A 25,143-nucleotide genomic window follows, 5' to 3' on the forward strand; every position below is an offset into this window, starting at 1 on the left:
TGCGGCGATTGCTTTTGTGCAGGATGTTCGATGACCGTAAGACCCTGGCCGTGGATGTGCCTGCTGCTTGCAGGATTGGGAAGCAGCGCTGCGGCTGCAGAAGTGTGCGATATGCCACCGCGTTTTGGGACCAGCCCTGCCGCCATTGCCATCGTGCGCACGGCCTGCAACGAACATCGTCTGTGGCAACACCCGTTTATCGATGCCAAGGGGCGCCTCGCCAGCCTGGGCGTGACCGAAGCCGAATCCGGCTATCTCGCCGATGATGGCGTCGTGGCGTGGCAACGCGTCGCAGGCTATTGGCGCGATAGCGGCACGCTCGCCTCGATGGGCGGACGTCCCGGCGCATCGAGTTGCGCCGCATTGGATGGCACCCGCTACACCGCCAGCGACTGTCGCGCCTTTCTGATCGACAACCCGTGGTCGGCCGCCTTCATTTCATGGGTGATGACGCAAGCGAGACTGAGCGGGTTTCATCGCTCCGCGCGCCATCTGGACTACATCCGCAGCGCGTACAACGATGGCGCCACCGGCCCTTACCAGTTCGCCGACCCTGCGGTGGAAAAACCCGCGCCTGGCGACATGCTGTGCCTGCTGCGCGGGCGCAGCGTGGCGCTCGGCTACGCAGGATTGAAGGCCGCCCTGGGCGGCAGTGCACCGATGCCATGGCAATCGCATTGCGACGTGGTGGTGGCTGCCAATGTCGGCGGTGATCGCACGCTGTATCTGATTGGCGGCAATGTGTTCAACACCGTGATGATGCGCAAGATGCCGCTGGACCGCGCCGGCCGCGTGGTATTACCGACGCCGCAGTCCGACAGCGCGCAGGATCAGAACGAAGACAGCCTTGGCGTCGCCAGCGAATGCACGCCGGCACACGAAGAACTGTGCGACTTCAACCGACGCGACTGGGCGGCGCTGCTGAAACTGCGTCCCGACGCGGCAATGCTGGCACCACCGCCAACCGAACCACCGCCTGCACCCACCGCACCGCCTGCCGAGCAGACGATGCCTGCAGGCTTCCCACGCGTGGTGCCGCCGCGCCCGGAAACGCAACCGGCGCCGACGCAGCAGCCGGGGTGAATCGGCAAGCCTTCTGTCGGAGGGCGCTCCCGAACGCAGCCTGGTGAATAACAACGCGGCGTGCGCCGGATTGCGATAGACGTCTTACGTTTGCGTTTGCACGTTTGCAAGCCTCGACGTCCGCTGCGCCGGGCCGATTCGGTCCACTCATGTGCGAAAGAAATCGAAGACCTTTCGCCGAGACGACGATGCTCCGGTTAAGGCAGGCACTTCCGAGCGCAATTCCCGGACAGACAAGCCACACGCCCGTCCCGGCCCGGCGGTGACGCCACAGACTTCAACCTACGGGTTCCGCGCCGCGCCTCGTGGGGCGTGCCAGTTAGAGCGTAACTTCTCTCCACGAGCACTGCGACGAAACGTCCGGCACATGCGCTCCGCGCCGGTGGCGCTAGTGCTGGCAGCGCCACGCGTTCCACACGCGACGCACGACATGTGACGAATTCGACCCATAAAAAAAAGCGGGCCGAAGCCCGCTTTTTCGGTGACGCATCAACCAGCGGCGATTACTCGGCCGACGGCGGAACGCCCTCGCCTTCTTCCACTGCCTTGATCGACAGGCGGATACGGCCCTGCTTGTCCACTTCCAGCACCTTGACGCGCACCAGATCGCCTTCCTTCAGCTTGTCGCCGACCTTCTCCACGCGCTCGCTGGAGATCTGCGAGACGTGCACCAGGCCGTCCTTGCCCGGCAGGATGGTGACGAACGCACCGAAGTCCATGATCTTGGCGACCTTGCCTTCGTAGATGCGGCCCGGCTCCACGTCCGAGGTGATCTGCTCGATGCGCGACTTCGCAGCCTGCGCAGCGATGGCGTTGACCGAGGCGATGATGATCGTGCCGTCGTCCTGGATGTCGATCTGCGTACCGGTTTCCTTGGTGATCGCCTGGATGGTCGAGCCGCCCTTGCCGATCACTTCGCGGATCTTGTCCGGATGGATCTTGATGGTCAGCAGACGCGGCGTGTAGTCGCTCAGCTCCTGACGCGGGGTGGTCAACGCATGCGCCATCTCGCCGAGGATGTGCAGACGGCCGGCCTTGGCCTGCTGCAGTGCCTGCTTCATGATCTCTTCGGTGATGCCTTCGATCTTGATGTCCATCTGCAGCGCGGACACGCCTTCGGCAGTACCGGCCACCTTGAAGTCCATGTCGCCCAGGTGATCTTCGTCACCCAGGATGTCGGAGAGCACGACGAAGTCGTTGCCTTCCTTGACCAGACCCATCGCGATACCGGCAACCGGCGCCTTGATCGGCACACCGGCGTCCATCAGCGCCAGCGAGCTGCCGCAGACCGATGCCATCGACGAGGAACCGTTGGACTCGGTGATTTCCGAAACCACGCGAATGGTGTACGGGAATTCTTCCAGGCTCGGCATCACGGCCAGCACGCCGCGCTTGGCCAAACGGCCGTGGCCGATTTCGCGACGCTTCGGCGCACCGAAACGACCGCACTCGCCCACCGAATACGGAGGGAAGTTGTAATGGAACAGGAAGTTCTCTTTGTACTCGCCCGACACCGCGTCGATGACCTGACCGTCGCGCGCGGTACCCAGCGTGGTGATCACGATCGCCTGGGTCTCGCCGCGGGTGAACAGCGCCGAGCCATGGGTACGCGGCAGCACGCCGGCCTTGGCGCTGATCGGACGCACGGTATCCAGTGCACGGCCATCGATACGCACCTTGGTGCTCAGCACCGAGCCACGCATGGTCTGGTATTCCAGCTCGCCGAATTCCTTCGACAGATCACCGGCAACCCAGCCTTCGACCGTGGCGCGCGGCGCCAGCGAACCCAGCACGTCCTTCTTGATCGCCGAAATCGCATCGCGGCGCTGCAGCTTGTCACGCACCTGGAAGGCCGACGCGAGCTGATCGCCCACTGCTTCCTTCAGCGCGGCGATCATGCCGTCGTTCTTCGCCGGGGCCACCCAATCGGACGGCTTGGTGCCGGCTTCGACGGTCAGCTCGTTGATGATGTTGATGACCTTCTGCATCTCGCGATGGCCGAACGTCACCGCGCCCAGCATCACTTCTTCCGACAGCAGCTCGGCTTCGGACTCGACCATCAGCACCGCATTGGCGGTACCGGCCACGACCAGCTCCAGCTGCGAATCCTTCAGCTCGGTCACGGTCGGGTTGAGGATGTATTCGCCATTCTTGTAACCGACCTTCGCCGCAGCGATCGGGCCGTTGAACGGGGTACCGGCCAGCGACAGCGCGGCCGATGCGCCGATCAGCGCGGCGATGTCGCCGTCGATGTCCGGGTTCATCGACATCACGGTGGCGATGATCTGCACTTCGTTCTTGTAGTCCTCCGGGAACAGCGGACGGATCGGGCGATCGATCAGGCGCGAGATCAACGTTTCCTTCTCGGTCGCACGTCCTTCGCGCTTGAAAAAGCCGCCCGGGATGCGGCCGCCGGCGTAGAACTTCTCCTGATAATCGACCGTCAGGGGAAAGAAGTCCTGCCCTTCGCGCGCGCTCTTGGCGGCGACGGCGGTGACCAGCAGTACGGTGTCGTCGAACTTGACGATGACGGCGCCGCCTGCCTGGCGAGCGATTTCGCCCGTCTCAAGAGTGACGGTGTGCTTGCCGTACTGGAAGGTTTTGGTGATTTTTGCCACGGAGGTTTTTTCCTTAGGTGTAACTGTCTTCGTTGGACCGTCGTCGACCCATGCCGAGAACGGGCGGCCGGGAGGCTCCGGCCCATGAACTTGGTGATGCGATGACGCGTTTGCGAAGGACCAAAACAAAACCGCGGCGCATCGCTGCGCCGCGGCGGTAGGACTCGATTAGCGGCGCAGGCCGAGCTTCTCGATCAGCGACTTGTAGCGGTCGTTGTCCTTCTTCTTCAGGTAGTCGAGCAGGCTGCGACGACGGTTGACCATCTGCAGCAGACCACGACGGCTGTGGTGATCCTTCTTGTGGGTCTTGAAGTGACCGGTCAGCAGCTCGATGCGTGCGGTCAGCAGAGCGACCTGCACTTCCGGCGAACCGGTGTCCTGGGCGCTGCGCTTGTTGTCTTCAATAACTTTCTGGGTGTCGACAGACATGATGTGTTCTCGATAGATGCGTGGTCGACAGGAACGTGCATGACGCACCGTCGGACTCGCCGTTTGCTAGGGATATGCGCGCTTGGCGCTGAGGTGCCCAGATCGGGGCCGCGAAATTGTACCGTTGCATGACGCCAGGAACAAGTTGACTAAACCTTAACAACCCGCAGTCTCGTTCAGTCCATTGAACAGGCGCTGCGGCGACAGCCGACCGTCAGCGTCAACAAGGCCAAGGCCTGACGGGCGTCCATCCGGGCCGAAAACGGCCACCTGACCGACTGGAAATGCGGGGTCGCGCAAGCGTTGCCCCATCCGAAAGCGGGTCGCATGCGCCTGGTCGAGGGTGATCTGCGCAAAATCGGCCAGCCCGGCCTGGATCGGCAGCAGCAGATCCTCCGCCCGTGTGCCCGTTTCCAATGCCGCGCTCAACACTTCAAGTGTGATCATTTGTGGCGACCGGAACGGCTCCACCCACAGCCGGCGCAGCGAAGCGATATGCGCGCCGCAGCCGAGCACTTCACCCAGATCGCGGGCCAGGCTACGGATGTAGGTGCCGGAGCCACAGGTCACGCGCACTTGCAGACGCGGCGCCTGGTAGCCGATCAATTCGATCGCATGCACCTCGACTTCGCGCACCGGCGCCTCGATTTCCTCGCCCCGGCGTGCCTTGGCATACAGCGGCTCACCGCCCTGCTTGAGCGCGGAATAGATCGGAGCCTGCTGCTGGATGCGCCCGATAAATGGAGCCAAGGCCGCACGCAATGCGTCTTCGCTCAACGCCGGCACTGCACGCTCGCGCAGCGGCTCGCCGTCGGCATCGTCGGTATCGGTGGTGACGCCCAATACCACCTCGGCGTCGTATGCCTTGGCCGAACCAAGCAGCAAGCCGGCGATCTTGGTTGCCTCGCCCAGGCATAACGGCAGCAAGCCGGTGGCCAGCGGGTCAAGGCTGCCAGTGTGGCCACCTTTTTCGGCACGCAACAGGCGGCGCGCGGCCTGCAACGCATTATTGGAGCTGAGCCCGGCCGGTTTATCCAGCAACAGGATGCCGTGTAGCGGGCGATAGACGATGCGGGGTTTCAATGGATCGGTGCTCGAATCGGACGCCGTGCGCGTCCGCGGGAATCCAGGGGCGCAGCAATCTCGCCCAGCCGACGCAGCGCTTAGCGCTGCTCGGCGTCTTCATCGCTGGACGTGGCCTGCGGACCGACATCGTCCAGGTCACGCAGCAGGTTATCGATCCGTTCGCCACGGTCGACTGAGTCGTCGTAGTGAAAGTGCAGCTCGGGCACGTGGCGCAGTTTCATTGCGCGCGCCAGCTGCGTGCGCAGCTGCCCGGCGATTTCCTTGAGCCCCTTGACCGCTTCGGCCGAACGCTCTTGCTGCAGCGCGGTGACGAACACCTTGGCGTGCGCCAGGTCACGGCTGATCTCGACATCGGAAACGCTGACCGACGGCAGGCCGTGATCACGCACGGCCGCGTGCACGATCGTGCCGAGGTCGCGACGCACCTGCGCCGAGACGCGGTCGGTGCGATGGAATGATTTGGTTGGCATGGTCGTGGACCTGGTTGATTCGGAGGGCCAGATGGCACCGAAGCCAAAAACGAACGCGGGCGGCCATGCCGCCCTCGCCTTGCAGAACGTGCGCGACGCGATGCGCCAGCGCGGTAAATCGGGGCCCGCAGAGGCCCCGATTCCCCTTACAGCGTACGGGCAACCTCGATACGCTCGAAGCACTCGATCTGGTCGCCGGCCTTGACGTCGTTGTAGGCCTTCACGCCGATACCGCACTCGGTCCCGTTACGCACTTCGTCGACGTTTTCCTTGAAGCGGCGCAGCGATTCCAGCTCGCCCTCGAACACCACGACGCTGTCGCGGAGCACGCGGATCGGCTTGCTGCGCTTCACCACGCCTTCGATGATCATGCAGCCTGCAACCGCACCGAACTTGGAGCTGCGGAACACGTCGCGCACCTGCGCGATACCGATGATCTCTTCGCGGATTTCCACGCCGAGCAAACCGGACGCCACCTGCTTCACCTGGTCGATCACGTCATAGATGATCGAGAAGTAGCGCAGATCGATACCGTTGGACTCGACGATCTTGCGCGCCGACGCATCCGCACGCACGTTGAAGCCGATCACCGTGGCCTTGGAGGCCGCGGCCGAATTCGCATCGGACTCGGTGATGCCGCCCACGCCGGAGTGGATCACGTTGATGCGGATGTCGTCGTTGGACAACGCCACCAGCGACTGCTTGAGCGCTTCCACCGAACCCTGCACGTCGGCCTTGATCACCAGGTTCAACACCTGCTGACCTTCGCCCTTGCCCATCTGGGCCAGGATGTCTTCCATGCGGTTGGTGGCAGAAGCGACCAGACGCGACTCGCGGCGCTTGGTTTCGCGCTGCTGCGCCACGTCCTTGGCCAGACGCTCGTCGTCGACGACCACGAAGTCGTCGCCAGCTTCCGGCACGCCGGACAGGCCGAGCACCTGCACCGGAATCGACGGGCCCGCCGAGGCCGGCTGGTGGCCGGTTTCGTCGAACAGCGCACGCACGCGGCCGTACTGGATGCCGCACACCAGGTAATCGCCACGCTTCAGCGCGCCCTGTTGCACCAGCACCGTCGCAACCGGGCCGCGGCCCTTGTCCAGCGACGATTCGATCACGGTACCGCTGGCGCGGCCGTCGGCCACTGCCTTGAGTTCCAGCACTTCGGCCTGCAGCGAAATCGCATCCAGCAGCGTATCCACACCGGTACCGACCTTGGCCGACACTTCGATGAACTGGGTATCGCCACCGAACTCTTCAGCCACCACGTTTTCGGCCAGCAACTCGTTCTTGACCCGCAGCGGATCCGCGCCGGCCTTGTCGATCTTGTTGACCGCCACGATCAACGGAACGCCTGCCGCCTTGGCATGCGCCACCGCTTCCTTGGTCTGCGGCATCACGCCGTCATCGGCTGCAACCACCAGCACCACGATGTCGGTGATCTTGGCACCACGCGCACGCATCGAGGTAAACGCGGCATGGCCGGGCGTATCCAGGAAGCTGATGACGCCACGGCCGGTTTCGACGTGGTACGCACCGATGTGCTGGGTGATGCCGCCGGCTTCGCCAGAGGCGATCTTGGTACGACGGATGTAATCCAGCAGCGAGGTCTTGCCGTGATCGACGTGACCCATGATGGTGACCACCGGCGGACGCGAGCTGGTCTCGCCCTGCGCATCTTCGGCATGCGCCAACAGCGCATCTTCGAAGTCTGCGTTGTCCGCACGCATGGCCTTGTGGCCGAGTTCTTCGGTCACCAGCGCAGCGGTGTCGTGATCGATGCTCTGGGTGATGGTCGCCATGACGCCCATCTTGAACAGCGCCTTGACCACGTCGCCGCCCTTGAGCGCGAGCTTCTGCGCCAGATCGGCCACAGTGATGGTCTCGCCGATCGCCACTTCACGCACCACCGGTGCGGTTGGACGCTCGAACCCGTGCGGACCGCTGTTGCTCTGGTTGCTTCCGCGACCACCATCGTTGCCACGACGCGACGACGACGAACCCGGACGCCCGGTCGGCTTGCCACGCACGTTGGAACGACGCGCACGGTCGGCCGCAGACAGATGCAACTGCCCGGCAAAGCGCTTGGTCGCATCGTCATCTTCGACGCCAGCCACCATGACGTGCGAACCGCGCGTCTTGTGCTTGGCGGCGTTGTTGCGATCGTCTGGACGTGCCGGCGTCGCCGGACGCGAGGCAGGCGAAGCGCCAGCCGGACGGGCCGGACGCGGTGCCGAAGACGGCGAAGAGGGTGCACGCGCGGCAGGCGTCGACGGCGTCGGCGCAGCAGCCACCGGGGCCGGCGCACTGGCAGCCGCAGCGGCTTCCTCGGCAGCCTTGCGCTCGGCTTCTGCACGTTCTTTTGCGGCCTGCTCTTCGTCGCGCTTGCGCTGAATGGCTTCATCGCGCACACGATCGCTTTCGGCCAGCGCCTGCTGCTCGTCGAGATTGCGCTGACGCGAGGCGGCGAGCTTGGCCAAAATGTCGGCGCGCTCTTCGTCAGGCGTCATCGGCGCGGCGCGGCCGCTGCCTTCGTTCTCGGACTTCACGTAAGTACGCTTCTGCCGCACTTCCACGTTAACCGTGGTCTTGGTGCGGCCGGCGTTGACCGTAACTTCCTGCAGCTTGCGCCGATTCAGCGTGATCTTCTTGGCAGCTTCGCTCGCCGCTTCGGCAGGCGTGTCGGCCTTGCCATGCGTGCGACGCAGGAAGCCAAGCAGTTTCATCTTTTCGGTGCTGGTCACGACCTGGTCGGGACCGCTGAACTTCATTCCGGCTTCGGCCAGTTGAACCAGCAGTTTATCGACCGGCGTATTGACCAGTTCGGCAAGCTTGCGGATGGTGGTTTGCTGCGACATTCGGATCCTATGATCTGGTTGGCGCCCCCTCGCCCAGAGCAAGGGAAACGCTGATTCTAAGCCCTGATGGGGTCAGGGCGCGGTTCATTGCCGGCTCATTCGCCGCGCTCCAAACGGGCGATCTCCTCGGCGCGGGCCGCCAGGATCAGCGCCGCGGCGCGCTCCTGGGTCATGCCCTCGATGCCGAAGTCGACGATCTCGTCCGCTGCCAGGTCGGACAAGTCCTCGCTGGTGCGCACGCCGTGCTCGGCCAGAGCAAAGGCCGTTTCCTCGTCCATCCCCTCCAGCGCCAGCAGGTCCTCGGTGGGCTGAGTTCCTTCCAGGCCTTCCTCCTCGGCCAGCGCAGCGTTGAGCAACGCATCGCGGGCACGGGCACGCAGCTCTTCGACGATGTCTTCGTCGAAGCCTTCCACCGCCAGCAGTTCGCCAACCGGGACGTAAGCGATTTCTTCGACAGTGTTGAAGCCTTCGGACACCAGGATCGCGGAGATTTCTTCGTCCACTTCCAGGCGATCCATGAACAGCTGGCGCGCCGATGCCTGTTCAGCCTCGGACTTGGCTGCCACCTGATCGGCGGTCATCACATTGAGCTGCCAACCGGTCAGGCGACTGGCCAGACGCACGTTCTGGCCGCCCTTGCCGATCGCCTGCGCCAGGCGGTCTTCTGCCACGGCCAGGTCCATCGAGTGCTTGTCTTCATCGACGATGATCGACTGCACTTCGGCAGGCGCCATCGCGTTGATCACGAAGTTGGCCGGGTTCTCGTTCCACAACACGATGTCCACGCGCTCGCCATTGAGCTCGTTGGACACCGCCTGCACGCGCGAACCGCGCATGCCGATACAGGCGCCGATTGGATCGGTGCGGGTGTCGTGCGCGATCACGGCGATCTTGGCGCGGTCGCCCGGGTCACGTGCGCAGGCCTTGATCTCGACCAGGCCCTGGCCCACTTCCGGCACTTCCAGCTTGAACAGCTCGATCATGAATTCCGGTGCGGCGCGGCTGATAAACAGCTGCGGGCCACGCGGTTCGGAGCGCACTTCGGCCAGGTAGCCGCGCACGCGGTCGCCCGGGCGCAGCACATCGCGCGGAATGCCCTTGTCCTTCGGAATGAAGGCTTCGGCATTGCCGCCCAGATCGACAAAGATGTTGCCGCGCTCGGCGCGCTTGACCACACCGGTGATCAGCTCGCCCACGCGATCCTTCCAGGCATCCACCACCTGTTGGCGCTCGGCCTCGCGCACACGCTGCACGATCACCTGCTTGGCAGCCTGCGCGGCGATACGGCCGAAATCCGGGTTTTCGATCTGTTCTTCGATGTAGTCGCCCACCTCGACGCCGTCGGCTTCGTCGATGGCATCCATCAGACGCACCTGGCGATCCGGCGACTCCATCACCACATCGTCGGCCACAACTTCCCAACGGCGGAAGGTTTCGTAGTTACCGTCCTTGTGGTCGATGGTCACGCGCGTCAGCACGTCCTGGTCGGGATAGCGCTTCTTCGCTGCGGAAGCCAGCGCGGCCTCGATCGCATCGAAGATCACTTCGCGCGGCACGCCCTTTTCGTTGGCCACCGCATCCACTACCAGCAAAAGTTCCTTGCTCATTTAGTCACTCCGCGCGCGGCTTGCCAGCCGCCGACTCGTTGGATGGTTTCTTCTTGTCGTGCCCGGGTTTTTTCGGGCCGGGCTTATTCGGTTTTTGCGGCGCCAAGCCCAAAGCGACCCAATCCGGCAGGATGCGCGCCTTGTCGATGTTGTCGAAGCCGATCTGTACGTCCTTGCCGTCGACCGAAAACACCACGGCATCGGCTTCCGTCTCGGTACGCAGGATCTGACCCTGAAACCGGCGCCGACCATCCTGCGCAAGCTTCAACACGATCTTTGCGGACTCGCCGGCATGGCGCGCGAATTGTTCGAGGGTGAACAGCGGACGGTCCACGCCTGGCGAAGACACCTCCAGGGTGTAGTTGCCACTGATCGGGTCTTCGACGTCGAGCTGGGCTGACACTTCGCGGCTCACGCGCTCGCAATCGTCGACGTTGATCACACGCTCGGGCTGTTCGGCCAGCGGCACATCGATGTAAAGGCGCAACGTGGCGCCACCTGGTGCAGGAAGATACTCCACGCCCAGCAGTTCCAGGCCCAGGGACTCAACCGTTGGACTCAGCAGATTCGCGATTTCGGTCGCTTTTTCGCTCACAGACTGCCCTGATCAGATGATTGCCAGTAGAACCCCGGCAACCGGCAGCAAACTTTCCGGTTCCGGAAAAAACAAGGGGCCCGATGGGCCCCTTGCGTGAAAAAAGCCCGACCTCTCAGGGTCGGCGTAAAGACGGGAACATGCGTCCTTACGATCCAAGAAGTTGAATCACTGCAGTAAAGCAACAATTCGAAACTTGGTAGCGGGGGCAGGATTTGAACCTGCGACCTTCGGGTTATGAGCCCGACGAGCTGCCAGACTGCTCCACCCCGCAGCAGAAGCGGAATTATGAAGAACTTGAGCGGCAATTGCAAGCCCTAGTTTTTCATCTGTTGGACACCGTGGTGGCTGTTCAACGTCGCGGCGAATGATAACCGCAATGCAACAAAAACGAAACACTAATCACAAGTTTATTTCAGATCCGCGCCATGTGCGCGCAACAAGATGTCGCAAAGAACACGACACTCGCGTACGAACGCGCTTAGGCGAGGCCGGCAAACGCCCGCTGGCACCACACCATGATCGGACTCCAGGCCAGGCCCAGCGCGAGCAACGCAAGCGCGTTGACGCCCAGCACCGTGCCCAGTACGCGGTCGTTGTTCGCCGGCAATGGCTCGCCGACCGGCTCGTCGAAGTACATGACCTTGATGACACGCAGGTAGTAGTACGCACCGATCACCGCGCAGATCACACCCACCAGCGCCAGCCACAGCATGTCGCCCTTCACTGCCGCGCCGAGCACGGCCAGCTTGGTCCAGAAGCCCAGGAACGGCGGAATACCGGCCAGCGAGGCCATGATGCACAGCACCAGGCCGGCCATCCACGGATTGCGCGCGTTGAGGCCCTTGAAGTCGTCGATGTTCTCGGCTTCGAAGCCATTGCGCGACAGCGCGATGATGGCGCCGAAGGAAGCGGTCGACATGATGGTGTAGCTCACTGCATAGAACATCGCAGCCGCATAGCCTTCTTCGCCACCACCGGCCACGCCCATCAGCAGGAAGCCGATGTGCGACACCGTCGAATACGCAAGCATGCGCTTGAGATTGCTCTGCGCGATGGCCATCAGATTGCCGATGACCAGCGACAGCGCCGACAAGCCGCCAATCAACAGATGCCACTGCGGCGACAGCGGACCCATGCCCACTTCCAATAGGCGGTAGGTCATGCCGAACGCCGCCAACTTGGGTGCTGAGCTGATGAACAGCGCGATCGGTGCCGGCGCGCCCTGATAGACGTCGGGCAGCCACATATGGAATGGCGCCGCGCCCAGCTTGAATGCCACACCAGCGATCATGAAGATGGTGCCGGTCAGCAGCAGCGTGCGCTCGCCAGAGCCTTCGATCGCGTCATGGATGCCAGCCAGGCTCAAGGTGCCGGTGGCGCCATAGACCAGCGACATGCCGTACAACAACAGACCCGATGCCAACGAACCCAACACGAAATACTTCATCGCCGCTTCGGTCGCCAGGCCGTTGTCGCGGTTGGATGCGACCAGCGCGTACGAGCACAGCGCCAGCAATTCCAGCCCCAGATAGACCATCAACAGGCTGCCGGCCGATGCCAGCAGCATCATGCCGGCGGTAGCGAACAGCACGAGCACCGGGATTTCGCCCTGGTAGAGATTGCGCTCGCGCAGATAGGTCCATCCATACACCAGGCTCAACCCACTGACGAGCACGATCACGGTCTTCATTACGTCCGCGGCGGTGTCGCGCACGAACATGCCGTTGAAGATGTCGCCCTGCCCGCCCGTGCCAGTCGCCAACAACGCGAGCACCACGGCAAGAACGGCGACGGAGAACAGGTGGGTCCAGACCTTGTTCCGCTGGCTCATGAACAGGTCGAACATCAGCAGTGCGAAGGCGCCACCGATCAGCACCAGCTCTGGAACGAGCGGAGCCAGGTCGGCGGTGGTCAACGGCACGAGCGTTGGCGTGGTCATCATCAAATCCTGAGAATCAAAACGTACGGCAAGCGGTCAAAGCTTGCTCGCGGCGATCTGGGTAGCCAGCTTGGCGATCGATGGTTCCATCAGATCGGTCAGCGGCTTCGGATACAGGCCCAGGGCCAGCACACCAGCAGCGAACACCCCAAGCACGAAGGCCTCGCGGCCGTTGATGTCCTTTAGCTCCGCCACGTGGGCATTGGCCACTTCGCCGAAGAACACGCGCTTGTAGAGCCACAGTGTGTAGGCGGCCGTGATCACCAGGGTCGTGGCAGCAGCGAAGGCAACCAGAGGATGCTTCTGGAAGCTGGCCAGGATCACCATGAACTCACCGACGAAACCGCTGGTACCCGGAAGACCGGCGTTGGCCATGAAAAACAGCATGGAGAACGTCGCGAACCACGGCATCACATTGACCACGCCGCCGTAATCGGCGATGCGGCGGGTGTGCATGCGGTCGTACAACACACCGATGCAGGAGAACATCGCGCCGGAGACAAAGCCGTGCGAAATCATCTGCACCATCGCGCCCTGCAAGCCGAGGCGTGCAGCGTCGGTGCTGCCGTACTCACGCACCAGGGTGAAGGCGATGAAGGTGCCTAGGGTCACGAAGCCCATGTGCGCGATGGACGAATACGCCACCAGCTTCTTCATGTCGTCCTGCACCAGCGCCACCAGGCCAACGTAGACCACCGCAATCAACGACAGGGTAATCACCAGCCACGCAAACTCATGGCTTGCATCGGGAACGATCGGCAGGTTGAAGCGCAGGAAGCCGTAACCGCCGATCTTCAGTGCGATCGCCGCCAGGATCACCGAACCGGCGGTCGGCGCTTCGACGTGCGCGTCCGGCAGCCAGGTATGCACCGGGAACATCGGCACCTTGACCGCGAACGCGATCAGGAACGCGAAGAAGATCCAGGTCTGCTCCTTGGCTGTCAGCTGCAGCGCATACAGGTCGGCCAGCTGAAAGCTGCCCCCCTTCAGGTACAGGTAGACCAAGCCCACCAGCATCAGCACCGAGCCGAGGAAGGTGTACAGGAAGAACTTCATCGCCGCGTAGATACGCCGCGGGCCGCCCCAGACACCGATGATCAGGAACATCGGGATCAGCATGGCTTCGAAGAAGACATAGAACAGCATCGCGTCGGTGGCAGCGAAGATACCGACGGTGACGCCTTCCAGGATCAGGAACGCGGCCACGTACTGATTGACGCGCTTGTCGATCGAGCGCCAGGCGCCGATCAATGCCAGCACCGTCACCAACGTGGTCAGCACGATCAACGCGACCGCGATGCCGTCCACGCCCAGGTTGTAGCCAATGTTGTAGGCCGGAATCCAGGCGTGCAGTTCGATGAACTGCATGGCGTCATTGCCCGTGTCGTAGCCCAGTAGCGGCAGACTCAGCACAAAGGTCGCCACCGCCACCGCCAAGGATGCCCAGCGGGCAGTCTCGGCGTTGCGCAACGCAAGGATCAGGGCGCCACCGATAATCGGCAGCCAGATCAAGATAGACAGTAAAGGCCAGTTCGACACGTTTTCTTATTCCGTACAGGTCAACGCCAGAAATGCATCAGTACCGCCAACAAGGCGATCAAACCGATGATCATTGCGAAGGCGTAGTGATAGAGGAAACCGGATTGCGTGCGACGCAGCAGATTTGCAGCCAGGTCGATCAGTCGGGCAGAACCATTGACGACGACACCGTCGACCACATGGGTATCGATCGCGCGTGACGCCTTGCCAAGGACAACACCGCCACCGGCGAAGCCATTGATCCACAGCTTGTCGAAGCCGTACTTGTTTTCCAGCAGCCACACGATCGGCGCAAACGCCCTGCGCGACTTGGTGGCCAGGTCCGGCTTCCACAGGTAGAACAGCGCGGCAAGCAGCAGACCGGCGACCGTCAGGAAGAACGGCGCAGCCATCATGCCGTGCAGCGCGAAGGCGACCGGGCCGTGGAACTCTTCGGCCAGTGCGCCGACGGTGTCGCGCGCCGGGTCGTAGAAATCGACGATACCGGTAAAGAACGACACGGCCTGCCCCTTGACCGCGTGCGCCGCGTGGTGGCCCTGCCAATCGGTACCGAACAGCATCGGGCCGATGGTGAAGAAGCCAATCGCCACCGACGGAATCGCCAGCAGGATCAACGGCAACGTCACCACCCACTTGGACTCGTGCGGCTCGTGCGCTCCGTGGTGCCCATGACCGTGATCGTCGTGGCCGTGCGCGTCGTGCGCATGGACATCGTGCGCGTGACTGTCGTGCGCATGCACCTGCGCTTCGGCATCGGTGTGCGCGCTGTCGTGATGGGCATGCGCATCGTGCGCATGGGCATCGCGGAAACGCTCCTTGCCGTGGAAGGTCAGGAACAACAGACGGAAGCTGTAGAAGCTGGTGACCAGCACACCCCCAAGCACGGACCAGTACCCGTAGGTTGCGATCCAGCTATGCGACTCGTGGGCATGGTGTGCGGCTGCCTCGATGATGGTGTCCTTCGAGTAGAAACCCGAGAAGAACGGCGTACCGACCAGCGCCAGCGTACCGATCACGCTGGTCCAGTAGGTCACCTTCATGTACTTGCGCAGGCCGCCCATCTTGCGCATGTCCTGCTCGTGATGCATGCCGATGATGACCGAGCCGGCCGCCAGGAACAGCAGCGCCTTGAAGAAGGCATGCGTCATCAGGTGGAACACGGCAGCGGAGTAGGCCGACACGCCCAGCGCCACGGTCATGTAGCCCAGCTGGGACAGCGTCGAATACGCCACCACGCGCTTGATGTCGTTCTGCACGATGCCGATCAGGCCGGTGAAGAAGGCCGTGGTCGCACCAATGAACAGGATGAAGTTCAGCGCGGTTTCCGACAGCTCGAACAGCGGCGACATGCGCGCGACCATGAAGATGCCGGCCGTGACCATCGTTGCGGCATGGATCAATGCCGAAATCGGCGTGGGGCCTTCCATCGAGTCCGGCAGCCATACGTGTAACGGCACCTGCGCCGACTTGCCCATCGCACCGATGAACAGGCAGATGCAGATCAGCGTCATCACGCTCCACTCGTGGCCCGCGAACAACTGCACCTTGGCACCGGCCATGGTGGTGGCGTTGGCAAACACCGTGGAGTAATCCAGCGAGCCGAACCACAACAATACGCCGGCGATGCCTAGGATAAAGCCGAAGTCGCCGACGCGGTTGACCAGGAACGCCTTCATGTTGGCAAACACGGCGGTCGGGCGCTTGAACCAGAAACCGATCAACAAGTAGGACACCAGGCCCACCGCTTCCCAGCCGAAGAACAGCTGCAGGAAGTTGTTGCTCATCACCAGCGTCAGCATGGAGAAGGTGAACAACGAGATATAGCTGAAGAAGCGCTGGTAACCCGGGTCTTCTTCCATGTAGCCGATGGTGTAGATGTGCACCAGCAGCGACACGAAGGTGACCACCACCATCATCATCGCGGTCAGGCGATCAACCATGAAGCCGACATGCGCTGAGTAGTTACCGACGTCGAAGAAGGTGTACAGGTTCTGGTTGAACGGGCTGGCGCCCTGCTCCACCAATTGGTACAGGGTCAGGCACGACAGCGCACAGCTGACTGCGACGCCGAGGATGGTGACGTACTGCGCGCCCTTGCGCCCCACCTGACGACCGAACAGGCCGGCGATGATGCTGCCGACCAGCGGTGCAAGCACCACTGCGATCAGCAGACTCTTGGAGAGAGTGATTTCCATCTACGGGTCAGCCCTTCAACGTGTCGACTTCGGCCACATTGATCGTGCGGCGCGTACGGAACAGAGTCACCAGGATCGCAAGACCGATGGCGGCCTCCGCGGCGGCAACGGTCAGGATGAAGAACACGAACAACTGACCGGCGGTGTCGCCTAGCTCGCGCGAGAATGCAATGAAGTTGACGTTGACCGACAGCAGCATCAACTCGATCGACATCAGCAACACGATGACGTTCTTGCGGTTGAGGAAGATGCCGGCCAGGGAGATGCAGAACAGCACCGCGCCCAGTCCAAGCAGGTGGCCCAAGGTAATCAAGACTTCGCCTCCTGTCCGTCCGCCGCATCGACGTGCGGCGCAATCTGTACTGGCTTTTCGACTGCCATCTTGACGATGCGCAGACGGTCGCCCGCCTTCACGCGGGACTGCTCACTGGCGTTCTGGAGCTTGATGCCGGTGCGCTTGCGCAGGGTCAGCATCACCGCAGCCACCACCGCCACAGTCAGGATCACAGCGGCAAATTCGAACGCCAGCAGGAACTCGGTGTACAGGCTCTTGGCCAGCCAGGTCAGATTCGAACTGTCGGCTGCCTGCGCCGCTGCATTATCGACCGGGAACGGTGTGGCAGTGCGCGACTTCACGCCGATCAGGGTGACCATCTGCGCCAGCATCGCCACCGCAACGATCACGCCCAGCGGCATGTATTTGACCCAGCCCTCGCGCAGCCGGCTGGTGTCGATGTCCAGCATCATCACCACGAACAGGAACAGCACCATCACCGCGCCCACGTAGACCAGCACCAGCGTGACGCCAAGGAACTCGGCGCCGACCAGCAACCAGATGCACGCCATCGAGAAGAAGGTGAGGATCAGGCACAACACGGCATACACCGGGTTACGCACGCTGATCACCGCACCGGCGGACACCACCGCGATTGCGGAGAAGGCGTAAAAAGCAATAGAGACCCAGTCCATCATGACCTCAACGGAAGGCGGCATCGGCAGCGCGACGCTCGGCGATCTCGGCCTCTAGCCGGTCTCCGATCGCCAGCAGCTGCGGCTTGTTGACAATATTCTCGCCACGCTTCTCGAAGTGGTATTCGAGGATGTGCGTCTCGACGATCGAGTCCACTGGGCAGCTTTCTTCGCAGAAGCCGCAGAAGATGCACTTGAACAGGTCGATGTCGTAGCGCGTGGTGCGGCGCGAGCCGTCCTCGCGCTTGGCCGAGTCGATGGTGATCGCCAATGCCGGGCAGACCGCTTCGCACAGCTTGCAGGCGATGCAGCGCTCTTCGCCATTGGGATAGCGACGCAGCGCGTGCAGACCACGGAAGCGTGGCGATTGCGGAAACTTCTCCATCGGGTACAGCACGGTGTACTTGGGCTTGAACGTGTATTTCAACGTCAGCCACAAACCGCCAAGCAGTTCGAGCAGCAGCAGGCTCTTGAAGTAATGGGTAATCTTGTTCATCAATTACACGCCCTTCTGGATCACGCCGTAAAACACCATCAACGCCGTCACTGCGATCCATACGATCGTGAGCGGAATGAACACCTTCCAACCCAGACGCATGATCTGGTCGTAGCGGTAGCGCGGGAAGCTGGCACGGAACCAGATGTAGGCGCTGGCGAAGAAGAACACCTTCATCAGCAGCCACGGCCAACCGCCGGTCCACAGCCAATTGATCCACGGCGAGATGTCCGCAGTGACCCAACCCTGGATCGGGCTCAGCCAGCCACCGAGGAAGAAGATCGAGATCAGGAAGCTGACCAGGATCATGTTGGCGTATTCGGCCAGGAAGAACAGCGCGAACGCGCCACCCGAGTATTCCACCATGTGGCCGGCAACGATTTCCGATTCGCCTTCCACCACGTCGAACGGCGCGCGGTTGGTTTCGGCAACGCCGGAGACCCAGTACACGATGAACAACGGGAACAGCGGAATCAGGAACCAGTCAAAGAAACCGGAGTTACCCGCCTGCGCGAACACGATCTGGCTGAGGTTGACGCTGCCGGAGGCGATCATCACGCCGACCAGCGCAAAGCCCATCGCGATTTCGTAGCTGACCACCTGCGCGGCCGAGCGCATCGCACCCAGGAAGGCGTACTTGGAGTTGGATGCCCAACCCGCCAGGATGATGCCGTACACGCCCAACGAGGTCATCGCCAGCAAATACAGCAAACCGACGTTGGCGTTGGACAGGACCAGCTGCGCATCGAACGGCACCACCGACCACGCCGCGAATGCCGGCGCCAGCGTCAACAGCGGCGCAATGATGAACATCGCCTTGTGCGAGCTGCTGGGCTGCAGGATCTCCTTGAACAGGAGTTTGAACACGTCGGCGAAGGCCTGAAAGATGCCCATACCCACGTACATGGGCCCGTGGCGCACATGCATCCAGCCGATCAGCTTGCGCTCCCAGACCACGTAAAAGGCCACCGAAATGATCACCGGCACGGCAATCAACAGGATCTTCAACACGGTCCACAGCACGATGCCGCCATCGCCCAGTCCGAGGAACCACTGGTGCAAGGGATCGACCACGTTCAACAGCAATTCGTTCATGCAGCCACCACCGTTACGCGACCGGCGCCAAGCGGCGCGGTTGCGCCATGGCCGGACTCGATCCACACCGTGCCCGGTGCAACGCGCTTGTCCAGAATCACCGGCAACGTCGCCTTACCAGCGTCGGTGCCCACCTTGACCATCTGGCCTGCGCCAACCTGCAACTGGGCAGCCTGCTCCGGATGCATCGCCACGCACGGCGCGATGTTGAGCGGATGCGACTGCAATGCAGCGGCGCGACGTACCACCGCGTCGGTGCGGTAGATCGCAGCGGTCGCCGCGACTTCGAGCCCGTCACTAACCGCTTGCGGCTGAGCCGAGGCCACCGGGCGCACATCGCGGTTCTGCATGCCGGCACGTAGGCCGACCAGATCGATGAACTCGAAACCGGCCAGACCCAGCTCGCCACCCAGCGCACGCAGCACCCGCCAGCCTTCACGCGCTTCGACCGGCAAACGGCCTGCGGCACGTGCCGTCTGCACGCGGCCATCGAGATTGGTCAGCGAGGCATCGATTTCCGGCAATGCGCCGATCGGCAGAATCACGTCCGCCACATCGCGCGTCGAAGCGCAGGCGAACTGGCTGAATGCAACAACCTTGGCACCGGCAAGCGCTCCGCGGGCAGCGGCGGCGTCGGCAAAATCCAGCCCAGGTTCGATGCCGTACAACACATACGCCTGACGCGGCTGCGCCAGCATGCCGGCCACATCACGTGCGGTCGGCAATACACCTTGCGACACCAGGCCCACTGCGTTCGCACCCTGCGGGATACGGCACAGCGAGGCGCCGGTTGCGATAGCGAAGTCACGTGCAGCAGCGCGCAATGCCGCAGCCTGCGGATGATTCTCGGCCAAGGCGCCGACCACGATCACGGCGCGTGTCGCGCCCTTGACCGCATCGCGCAACGCGGCATCGTCGAGCGCACCTGCCAGTTTCGACGGCGCAACCACGGTGCGGCTGGCCTGGGTGAAGGCGAAATCGAAATCGACCGGGTTGACCGAATGGATCTGCGTGCGGTTCTGGATGTGCGCCTTGCGCAGACGTGCATGCAGCAACGGCAGCTCATGACGCACGTTGGTACCGAACAGCACCACTACATCGGCCTGCTCGATCTCGGCCAGCGGCGTTGCAAAAGCTTCGGCAACCGCAGCGTCGGAGAAATCGCGATTGAGCAGACGGTGATCCAGATTGCCACTCCCCAGCCCTTCGGCCAGACGCGCAAGCAATGCGCCCTCTTCGTTGGAGGTGGATGGGTGCACCAGCACGCCAAGCTGATCGCCGGCGTTGTCACGCAGGATCTGGGTCGCAGCGGCCAGGCCTTCGGTCCAGCTCACTTCGGTCCACTCGCCGTTGACCTTCTTCAGCGGCTTGACCGCACGGTCCTCGGAATACAGGCCCTGATGCGAGTAACGATCGCGATCGGACAGCCAGCACTCGTTGACCGCCTCGTTCTCGCGCGGCACCGTGCGCAGCACTTCGCCGCGACGCACGTGCAGGAACAGGTTCGAGCCCATCGCGTCGTGGTAACCCAGCGACTCGCGCGCCATCAATTCCCACGGACGCGCACGGAACTGGAACACCTTGTTGGTCAGCGCGCCGACCGGGCAGACATCGATGACGTTGCCGGAAATTTCGGTGGTCAGCGGCTTGCCGTCGTAGGTGCCGATCTGCAGGTTTTCACCGCGATACATGCCACCCAGCTCGTAGGTGCCGGCAATGTCCGCCGTGAAGCGCACGCAACGCGTGCACTGGATGCAGCGGGTCATTTCGGTGGCGACCAACGGACCGATGTCTTCGTCCGGCACCACACGCTTGCGTTCATTGAAGCGGCTCACCGAGCGGCCGTAGCCGAGCGATACGTCCTGCAGTTCGCACTCGCCGCCCTGATCGCAGATCGGGCAGTCCAGCGGATGATTGATCAGCAGGAATTCCATCACGCTGCGCTGGTACTTCAGCGCCTTTTCGCTACGCGTGGTGACCTTCATGCCGTCCATCACCGGCGTGGCGCAGGCGGGCGACGGCTTCGGGGATTTTTCGACGTCCACCAGGCACATGCGGCAGTTGGCCGCGATCGGCAGCTTCTCGTGGTAGCAGAAGCGCGGAATCGGAATGCCGGCCTTGTCGGCGGCCTGGATGATCATCGAACCCTTCGGCACCACCAGGCTCTGCCCGTCGATCTCGACAGTGACATGGTCCGGTGGCACGTTCGGATTCACTGGTTGGGCGCTCATGCGGCCACTCCGACGTGCGTGTCGACGATCGAACGACCGTTGACGATGTAGTACTCGAATTCGTCCCAGAACTGGCGCAGGAAGCCTTGAATCGGCCATGCCGCCGCTTCACCGAACGCGCAGATGGTGTGCCCTTCGATCTGGCCAGCCACGGTACGCAGCTGATGCAGGTCTTCCATCGTGGCCTTGCCGGCAACGATGCGCTCCAGTACGCGGTGCATCCAGCCGGTGCCTTCGCGGCACGGGGTGCACTGGCCGCAGGATTCCTTGTGGAAGAACTGCGAGATGCGGCAGGCAAAACGCACGCAGCAGACGCTGTCATCCAGCACCACGATGGCGCCCGAACCCAGACCGGTGCCCAGCGCACGCAGGGTGTCGTAGTCCATCTGCAGGCCAGCGACCTGGTCTGCCTTCAGCACCGGCATCGACACACCGCCAGGCACAACGCCCTTGAGCTTACGACCTGGGCGCAAACCGCCGGCCATTTCGAGCAGTTCGTCGAAAGTGGTGCCGAGCGGCACTTCGAAATTTCCGCCCTTCTGCACGCAGCCGGACACCGAGAAGATCTTCGGGCCGCCATTCTTGGTCTTGCTCAAGCCGAGGAACCACTCCGGGCCGTTGCGAATGATCGCCGGCACCGACGCGTAGGTCTCGGTGTTGTTGATGGTGGTCGGCTTGCCGTACAGGCCGAAGTTCGCCGGGAACGGCGGCTTGTAGCGCGGCTGGCCCTTCTTGCCTTCCAGCGACTCCATCAATGCGGTTTCTTCGCCGCAGATGTAGGCACCGGCACCCAGCGCACCATAGATATCGATATCCACGCCGCTGCCGAGGATGTTCTTGCCCAGCCAGCCATTTGCGTACGCATCGGCCAGCGCCAGCTCGAAGTTTTCGAACGGCTCGTGGTGGAACTCACCACGCAGGTAGTTATAGCCCACGGTCGAACCGGTGGCGTAACAGGCGATCGCCATGCCCTCCACCACGGAGTGCGGGTTGTAACGCAGGATGTCGCGGTCCTTGCAGGTACCCGGCTCGGATTCGTCCGAGTTGCACAGGATGTACTTCTGCATCGTGCCCTTGGGCATGAACGACCACTTCAGACCGGTCGGGAAGCCCGCGCCGCCACGGCCACGCAGGTTGGACGCCTTGACCATTTCGATGACGTCGGCCGGCGGAATCTTTTCTTCCAGGATCTTGCGCAGCGCGGCGTAGCCACCGGTCTTGAGGTAGCTCTCGTACGACCACGGCGTGTCGTAATGCAGGGTCGTGTAGACGACCTGATGCGGCAACGGCGCCGGACCGACGGGACCTGTAGGTGCGTGATGATGTGCCATGTCTTATTCCAGCCCGTCCAGCAGCGCGTCGACCTTCTCTTTCGTCAGGTGCTCGTGGTAGTGGCCGTTGATGACCATCATCGGCGCTGCGGAGCAGGCCGCCAGGCACTCTTCTTCGCGCTTGAGGTAGACGCGTCCGTCGGCCGTCGACTGACCCAGCTTGCAGCCCAGCTTCTTCTCTGCGTGCGCCAGCAGATCTTCGGCGCCGTTGAGCCAGCAGCTGATGTTGGTGCAGAACGCCACATTGTGGCGGCCGACCTTTTCGGTCTCGAACATCGAGTAGAAGCTGGCGACCTCGTAGGCCCACACCGGCGGCAGTTCCAGATACTTGGCCACGCCAACGATCAACTCGTCGGTCAGCCAGCCCTGGTTCTGCTCCTGCGCAGCGTGCAAGCCCTGCAGCACTGCAGACCGCTTACGATCTGGCGGAAACTTGGCCAGCCAGTGATCGATGTGCGCGCGCGTCTTGTCGCTCAGCACAACCTGCGGATCGACGTCGCGCGCCGCCTCGAAATTACCCGTCGCCTTCATCGGTCAACCTCACCGAAAACCAAATCGTAAGTACCGATCATCGCCACGACGTCGGCCAGCAAATAGCCACGCACCACCGCGTCCATCGACGACAGATGCGCAAAGCCCGGCGCGCGCAGATGCACGCGGAACGGCTTGTTGGCGCCATCGGACATCAGGTAGCAGCCAAACTCACCCTTGGGCGCTTCGACCGCGCTGTAGGTTTCGCCGGCTGGCACGCAGTAGCCTTCACTGAACAGCTTGAAGTGATGGATCAGCGCTTCCATGTCGTCCTTCATGCCTTCGCGGCTTGGCGGAGCGACCTTGAAATTGGTGACCATGACTGGGCCAGGATTGGCCTTCAGCCACTTCACGCACTGCTTGATGATGCGGTTGGATTCGCGCATCTCGGCCACGCGCACCAGATAACGGTCGTAGCAATCGCCGTTGGTGCCGACAGGAATATCGAAATCCACCGAGTCGTACTTGGCGTACGGCTGCTTCTTGCGCAGATCCCACTCGATGCCCGAACCACGCAGCATCGGGCCGGTCATGCCCCAGGCACGCGCCAGATCCGGGCTAATGATGCCCACATCCACGGTGCGCTGCTTCCAGATACGGTTATCGGTCAGCAGCGTTTCGTATTCGTCCACGCGCGCCGGGAAGGTGTTGGTGAACTCCTCCAGGAAGTCCAGCAGCGTGCCCTCGCGACCGGCGTTGCGCTTCTTCAGCGCCCCACCCTTGTGCCAGCGAGACTCTTTGTACTGCGGCATGCGGTCGGGCAGATCGCGGTAGACGCCGCCGGGACGGTAGTAGGCCGCGTGCATGCGCGCGCCGCTGACCGCCTCGTAGACGTCCATCAATTCTTCGCGCTCGCGGAATGCGTAGAGCATCACCGCCATCGCGCCCAGATCGAGCGCGTTGGAACCGACCCACATCAGGTGGTTCTTGATGCGGGTGATCTCGTCGAACATGGTACGAATGTACTGTGCGCGCTCGGGCGCTTCGATCCCCATCAGGGACTCGATCGCGCGCACATAAGCGTGCTCGTTGCACATCATCGACACGTAATCCAGGCGGTCCATGTACGGAACCGACTGGTTGAACGGCTTGGACTCGGCCAGCTTCTCGGTGCCACGGTGCAGCAGGCCGATATGCGGATCGGCGCGCACCACGGTCTCGCCGTCCATTTCCAGGATCAGGCGCAGCACGCCGTGCGCCGCAGGATGCTGCGGGCCGAAGTTCATCGTGTAGTTGCGGATTTCCTGCTTGCTTTCAACAGGATTGCTCGCGAAGGCATCGGTTGCCTGGCGGAACTCACTCACTTGGCAGTCTCCGACTTGCCCACTTCACCAGCGGCAGTCTCATAACGGGCATCGTCGCGAATCACGCGCGGCACACCGACGCGCGGCTCGACCGAGGTCACCGGTTCGTACACCACACGCTTGCGCTCTTCGTCGTAACGCACTTCGACGTTGCCGATCAGCGGGAAATCCTTGCGGAACGGATGGCCGACGAATCCGTAGTCGGTCAGGATGCGGCGCAGGTCAGGGTGGCCGTCGAACACGATGCCGAACAGGTCGAACGCTTCGCGCTCGAACCAGTTTACGCCCGGCCAGATGTCTGTCACCGACGCCACCACCGGCACTTGTTCGTCCGGGGCGTAGCAACGCACACGCAGACGCTGATTGTGCTGGTAGGAAATGAGTTGCGCGACCACCGCAAAGCGCTGCTTGGGCATGTGCTGCGGATGTGCACCGGTGGAGCTTTCCTGGCTGGGGAATTCCCCCCAACCGAAGCGGCCGACGGCCTTGCCTTCGACACCGCGGCTGAAGCCCTGCGACGACACGTCGGCGGTATCCCACTCGTCGCTGCCGTAACCCAGGTAATCGACGCCGCACAGGTCGCTGAGCTGCTCGAAACCGAGCTCGTCGCGCAGCGCCAGACAGGTGGCGTGCCAATCTGCCGCGGCGACTTCCAGTGTCACCTCGCCGCGCGGCAATGCCACGGCGATCTGCGCACCGGCGAAACGTGCCGCAAGTCGGTCAGTGAAGGAAGATGCTTGCTCTGCCATGGGGGCTTGGCTGCTCTC

The 25,143-nt window shown here is 62.7% G+C and carries 20 protein-coding genes and 1 tRNA gene; 1 reads left to right on the forward strand and 20 read right to left on the reverse strand.

Annotation, left to right across the window (positions count from 1 at the left end):
- Window positions 1-30 precede the first annotated feature (30 nt).
- The gene (locus BJD12_RS04255) at window positions 31-1,083 is read left to right on the forward strand and encodes a DUF2272 domain-containing protein (protein ID WP_039420592.1); all 1,053 of its coding nucleotides are present in this window, start codon (window positions 31-33) and stop codon (window positions 1,081-1,083) included.
- Window positions 1,084-1,586: 503 nt separating this feature from the next.
- On the opposite strand, the gene pnp is transcribed toward BJD12_RS04255, so the two are convergent.
- The 20 genes from pnp to BJD12_RS04355 all read right to left on the reverse strand — a co-directional run bounded on the left by pnp (window position 1,587) and on the right by BJD12_RS04355 (window position 25,125).
- A complete protein-coding gene (gene pnp, locus BJD12_RS04260) occupies window positions 1,587-3,701 on the reverse strand; it encodes a polyribonucleotide nucleotidyltransferase (RefSeq protein ID WP_005991401.1) in 2,115 nt (704 codons plus the stop codon).
- Window positions 3,702-3,869: 168 nt separating this feature from the next.
- Window positions 3,870-4,130 (reverse strand): 30S ribosomal protein S15, encoded by a 261-nt coding sequence (gene rpsO, locus BJD12_RS04265; protein WP_005991399.1) that lies wholly within the window; start codon window positions 4,128-4,130, stop codon window positions 3,870-3,872.
- A gap of 156 nt (window positions 4,131-4,286) precedes the next feature.
- Window positions 4,287-5,213 (reverse strand): tRNA pseudouridine(55) synthase TruB, encoded by a 927-nt coding sequence (gene truB, locus BJD12_RS04270; protein WP_005991397.1) that lies wholly within the window; start codon window positions 5,211-5,213, stop codon window positions 4,287-4,289.
- 80 nt (window positions 5,214-5,293) lie between these two features.
- Window positions 5,294-5,686 carry a 30S ribosome-binding factor RbfA gene (gene rbfA, locus BJD12_RS04275; protein ID WP_005991395.1) on the reverse strand — a complete coding sequence of 131 codons (393 nt, stop codon included), beginning with the start codon at window positions 5,684-5,686 and terminating at the stop codon, window positions 5,294-5,296.
- Between the two features lie 146 nt (window positions 5,687-5,832).
- Window positions 5,833-8,541 carry a translation initiation factor IF-2 gene (gene infB, locus BJD12_RS04280; protein WP_005991393.1) on the reverse strand — a complete coding sequence of 903 codons (2,709 nt, stop codon included), beginning with the start codon at window positions 8,539-8,541 and terminating at the stop codon, window positions 5,833-5,835.
- Window positions 8,542-8,636: 95 nt separating this feature from the next.
- On the reverse strand, window positions 8,637-10,148 hold the full coding sequence (gene nusA, locus BJD12_RS04285; RefSeq protein ID WP_005991391.1) for a transcription termination factor NusA: 1,512 nt from the start codon (window positions 10,146-10,148) through the stop codon (window positions 8,637-8,639).
- Between the two features lie 4 nt (window positions 10,149-10,152).
- Window positions 10,153-10,743, reverse strand: a complete 591-nt coding sequence (rimP, locus tag BJD12_RS04290) for a ribosome maturation factor RimP (protein ID WP_005991389.1) — start codon at window positions 10,741-10,743, stop codon at window positions 10,153-10,155.
- A 197-nt stretch (window positions 10,744-10,940) separates the two neighbouring features.
- Window positions 10,941-11,017: transfer RNA gene (locus BJD12_RS04295), tRNA-Met, on the reverse strand.
- Window positions 11,018-11,224: 207 nt separating this feature from the next.
- A complete protein-coding gene (gene nuoN / locus BJD12_RS04300; protein WP_042827893.1) occupies window positions 11,225-12,685 on the reverse strand; it encodes an NADH-quinone oxidoreductase subunit NuoN in 1,461 nt (486 codons plus the stop codon).
- Between the two features lie 36 nt (window positions 12,686-12,721).
- A complete protein-coding gene (locus BJD12_RS04305; protein ID WP_042827888.1) occupies window positions 12,722-14,224 on the reverse strand; it encodes an NADH-quinone oxidoreductase subunit M in 1,503 nt (500 codons plus the stop codon).
- A gap of 20 nt (window positions 14,225-14,244) precedes the next feature.
- Complete coding sequence (nuoL, locus tag BJD12_RS04310) at window positions 14,245-16,419, reverse strand: NADH-quinone oxidoreductase subunit L (RefSeq protein WP_005991383.1); 2,175 nt, start codon at window positions 16,417-16,419, stop codon at window positions 14,245-14,247.
- Between the two features lie 7 nt (window positions 16,420-16,426).
- Window positions 16,427-16,732, reverse strand: coding sequence for an NADH-quinone oxidoreductase subunit NuoK (gene nuoK, locus BJD12_RS04315; RefSeq protein ID WP_005914274.1), 306 nt, complete (start codon window positions 16,730-16,732; stop codon window positions 16,427-16,429).
- Window positions 16,729-17,391, reverse strand: a complete 663-nt coding sequence (locus BJD12_RS04320) for an NADH-quinone oxidoreductase subunit J (RefSeq protein WP_005991381.1) — start codon at window positions 17,389-17,391, stop codon at window positions 16,729-16,731. Before BJD12_RS04320 ends, nuoK begins: the two co-directional genes overlap by 4 nt.
- Window positions 17,392-17,395: 4 nt before the next feature.
- Window positions 17,396-17,884: an NADH-quinone oxidoreductase subunit NuoI gene (gene nuoI, locus BJD12_RS04325; protein ID WP_039407442.1), complete on the reverse strand. Its 489-nt coding sequence runs from the start codon at window positions 17,882-17,884 to the stop codon at window positions 17,396-17,398.
- 3 nt (window positions 17,885-17,887) lie between these two features.
- A complete protein-coding gene (gene nuoH, locus BJD12_RS04330; RefSeq protein ID WP_005991377.1) occupies window positions 17,888-18,979 on the reverse strand; it encodes an NADH-quinone oxidoreductase subunit NuoH in 1,092 nt (363 codons plus the stop codon).
- Window positions 18,976-21,210, reverse strand: coding sequence for an NADH-quinone oxidoreductase subunit NuoG (gene nuoG / locus BJD12_RS04335; protein WP_042827887.1), 2,235 nt, complete (start codon window positions 21,208-21,210; stop codon window positions 18,976-18,978). Before nuoG ends, nuoH begins: the two co-directional genes overlap by 4 nt.
- Window positions 21,207-22,541, reverse strand: coding sequence for an NADH-quinone oxidoreductase subunit NuoF (gene nuoF / locus BJD12_RS04340; protein ID WP_042827886.1), 1,335 nt, complete (start codon window positions 22,539-22,541; stop codon window positions 21,207-21,209). The genes nuoG and nuoF overlap by 4 nt, the downstream gene beginning before the upstream one ends.
- Before the next feature lie 3 nt (window positions 22,542-22,544).
- Window positions 22,545-23,072, reverse strand: a complete 528-nt coding sequence (gene nuoE, locus BJD12_RS04345) for an NADH-quinone oxidoreductase subunit NuoE (RefSeq protein ID WP_005991372.1) — start codon at window positions 23,070-23,072, stop codon at window positions 22,545-22,547.
- Window positions 23,069-24,376 carry an NADH-quinone oxidoreductase subunit D gene (locus BJD12_RS04350; protein WP_005991370.1) on the reverse strand — a complete coding sequence of 436 codons (1,308 nt, stop codon included), beginning with the start codon at window positions 24,374-24,376 and terminating at the stop codon, window positions 23,069-23,071. Before BJD12_RS04350 ends, nuoE begins: the two co-directional genes overlap by 4 nt.
- Complete coding sequence (locus tag BJD12_RS04355; RefSeq protein ID WP_005991368.1) at window positions 24,373-25,125, reverse strand: NADH-quinone oxidoreductase subunit C; 753 nt, start codon at window positions 25,123-25,125, stop codon at window positions 24,373-24,375. The genes BJD12_RS04350 and BJD12_RS04355 overlap by 4 nt, the downstream gene beginning before the upstream one ends.
- Between the last annotated feature and the right edge of the window lie 18 nt (window positions 25,126-25,143).

The organism is Xanthomonas vesicatoria ATCC 35937 (genome assembly GCF_001908725.1).
GTDB lineage: Bacteria > Pseudomonadota > Gammaproteobacteria > Xanthomonadales > Xanthomonadaceae > Xanthomonas > Xanthomonas vesicatoria.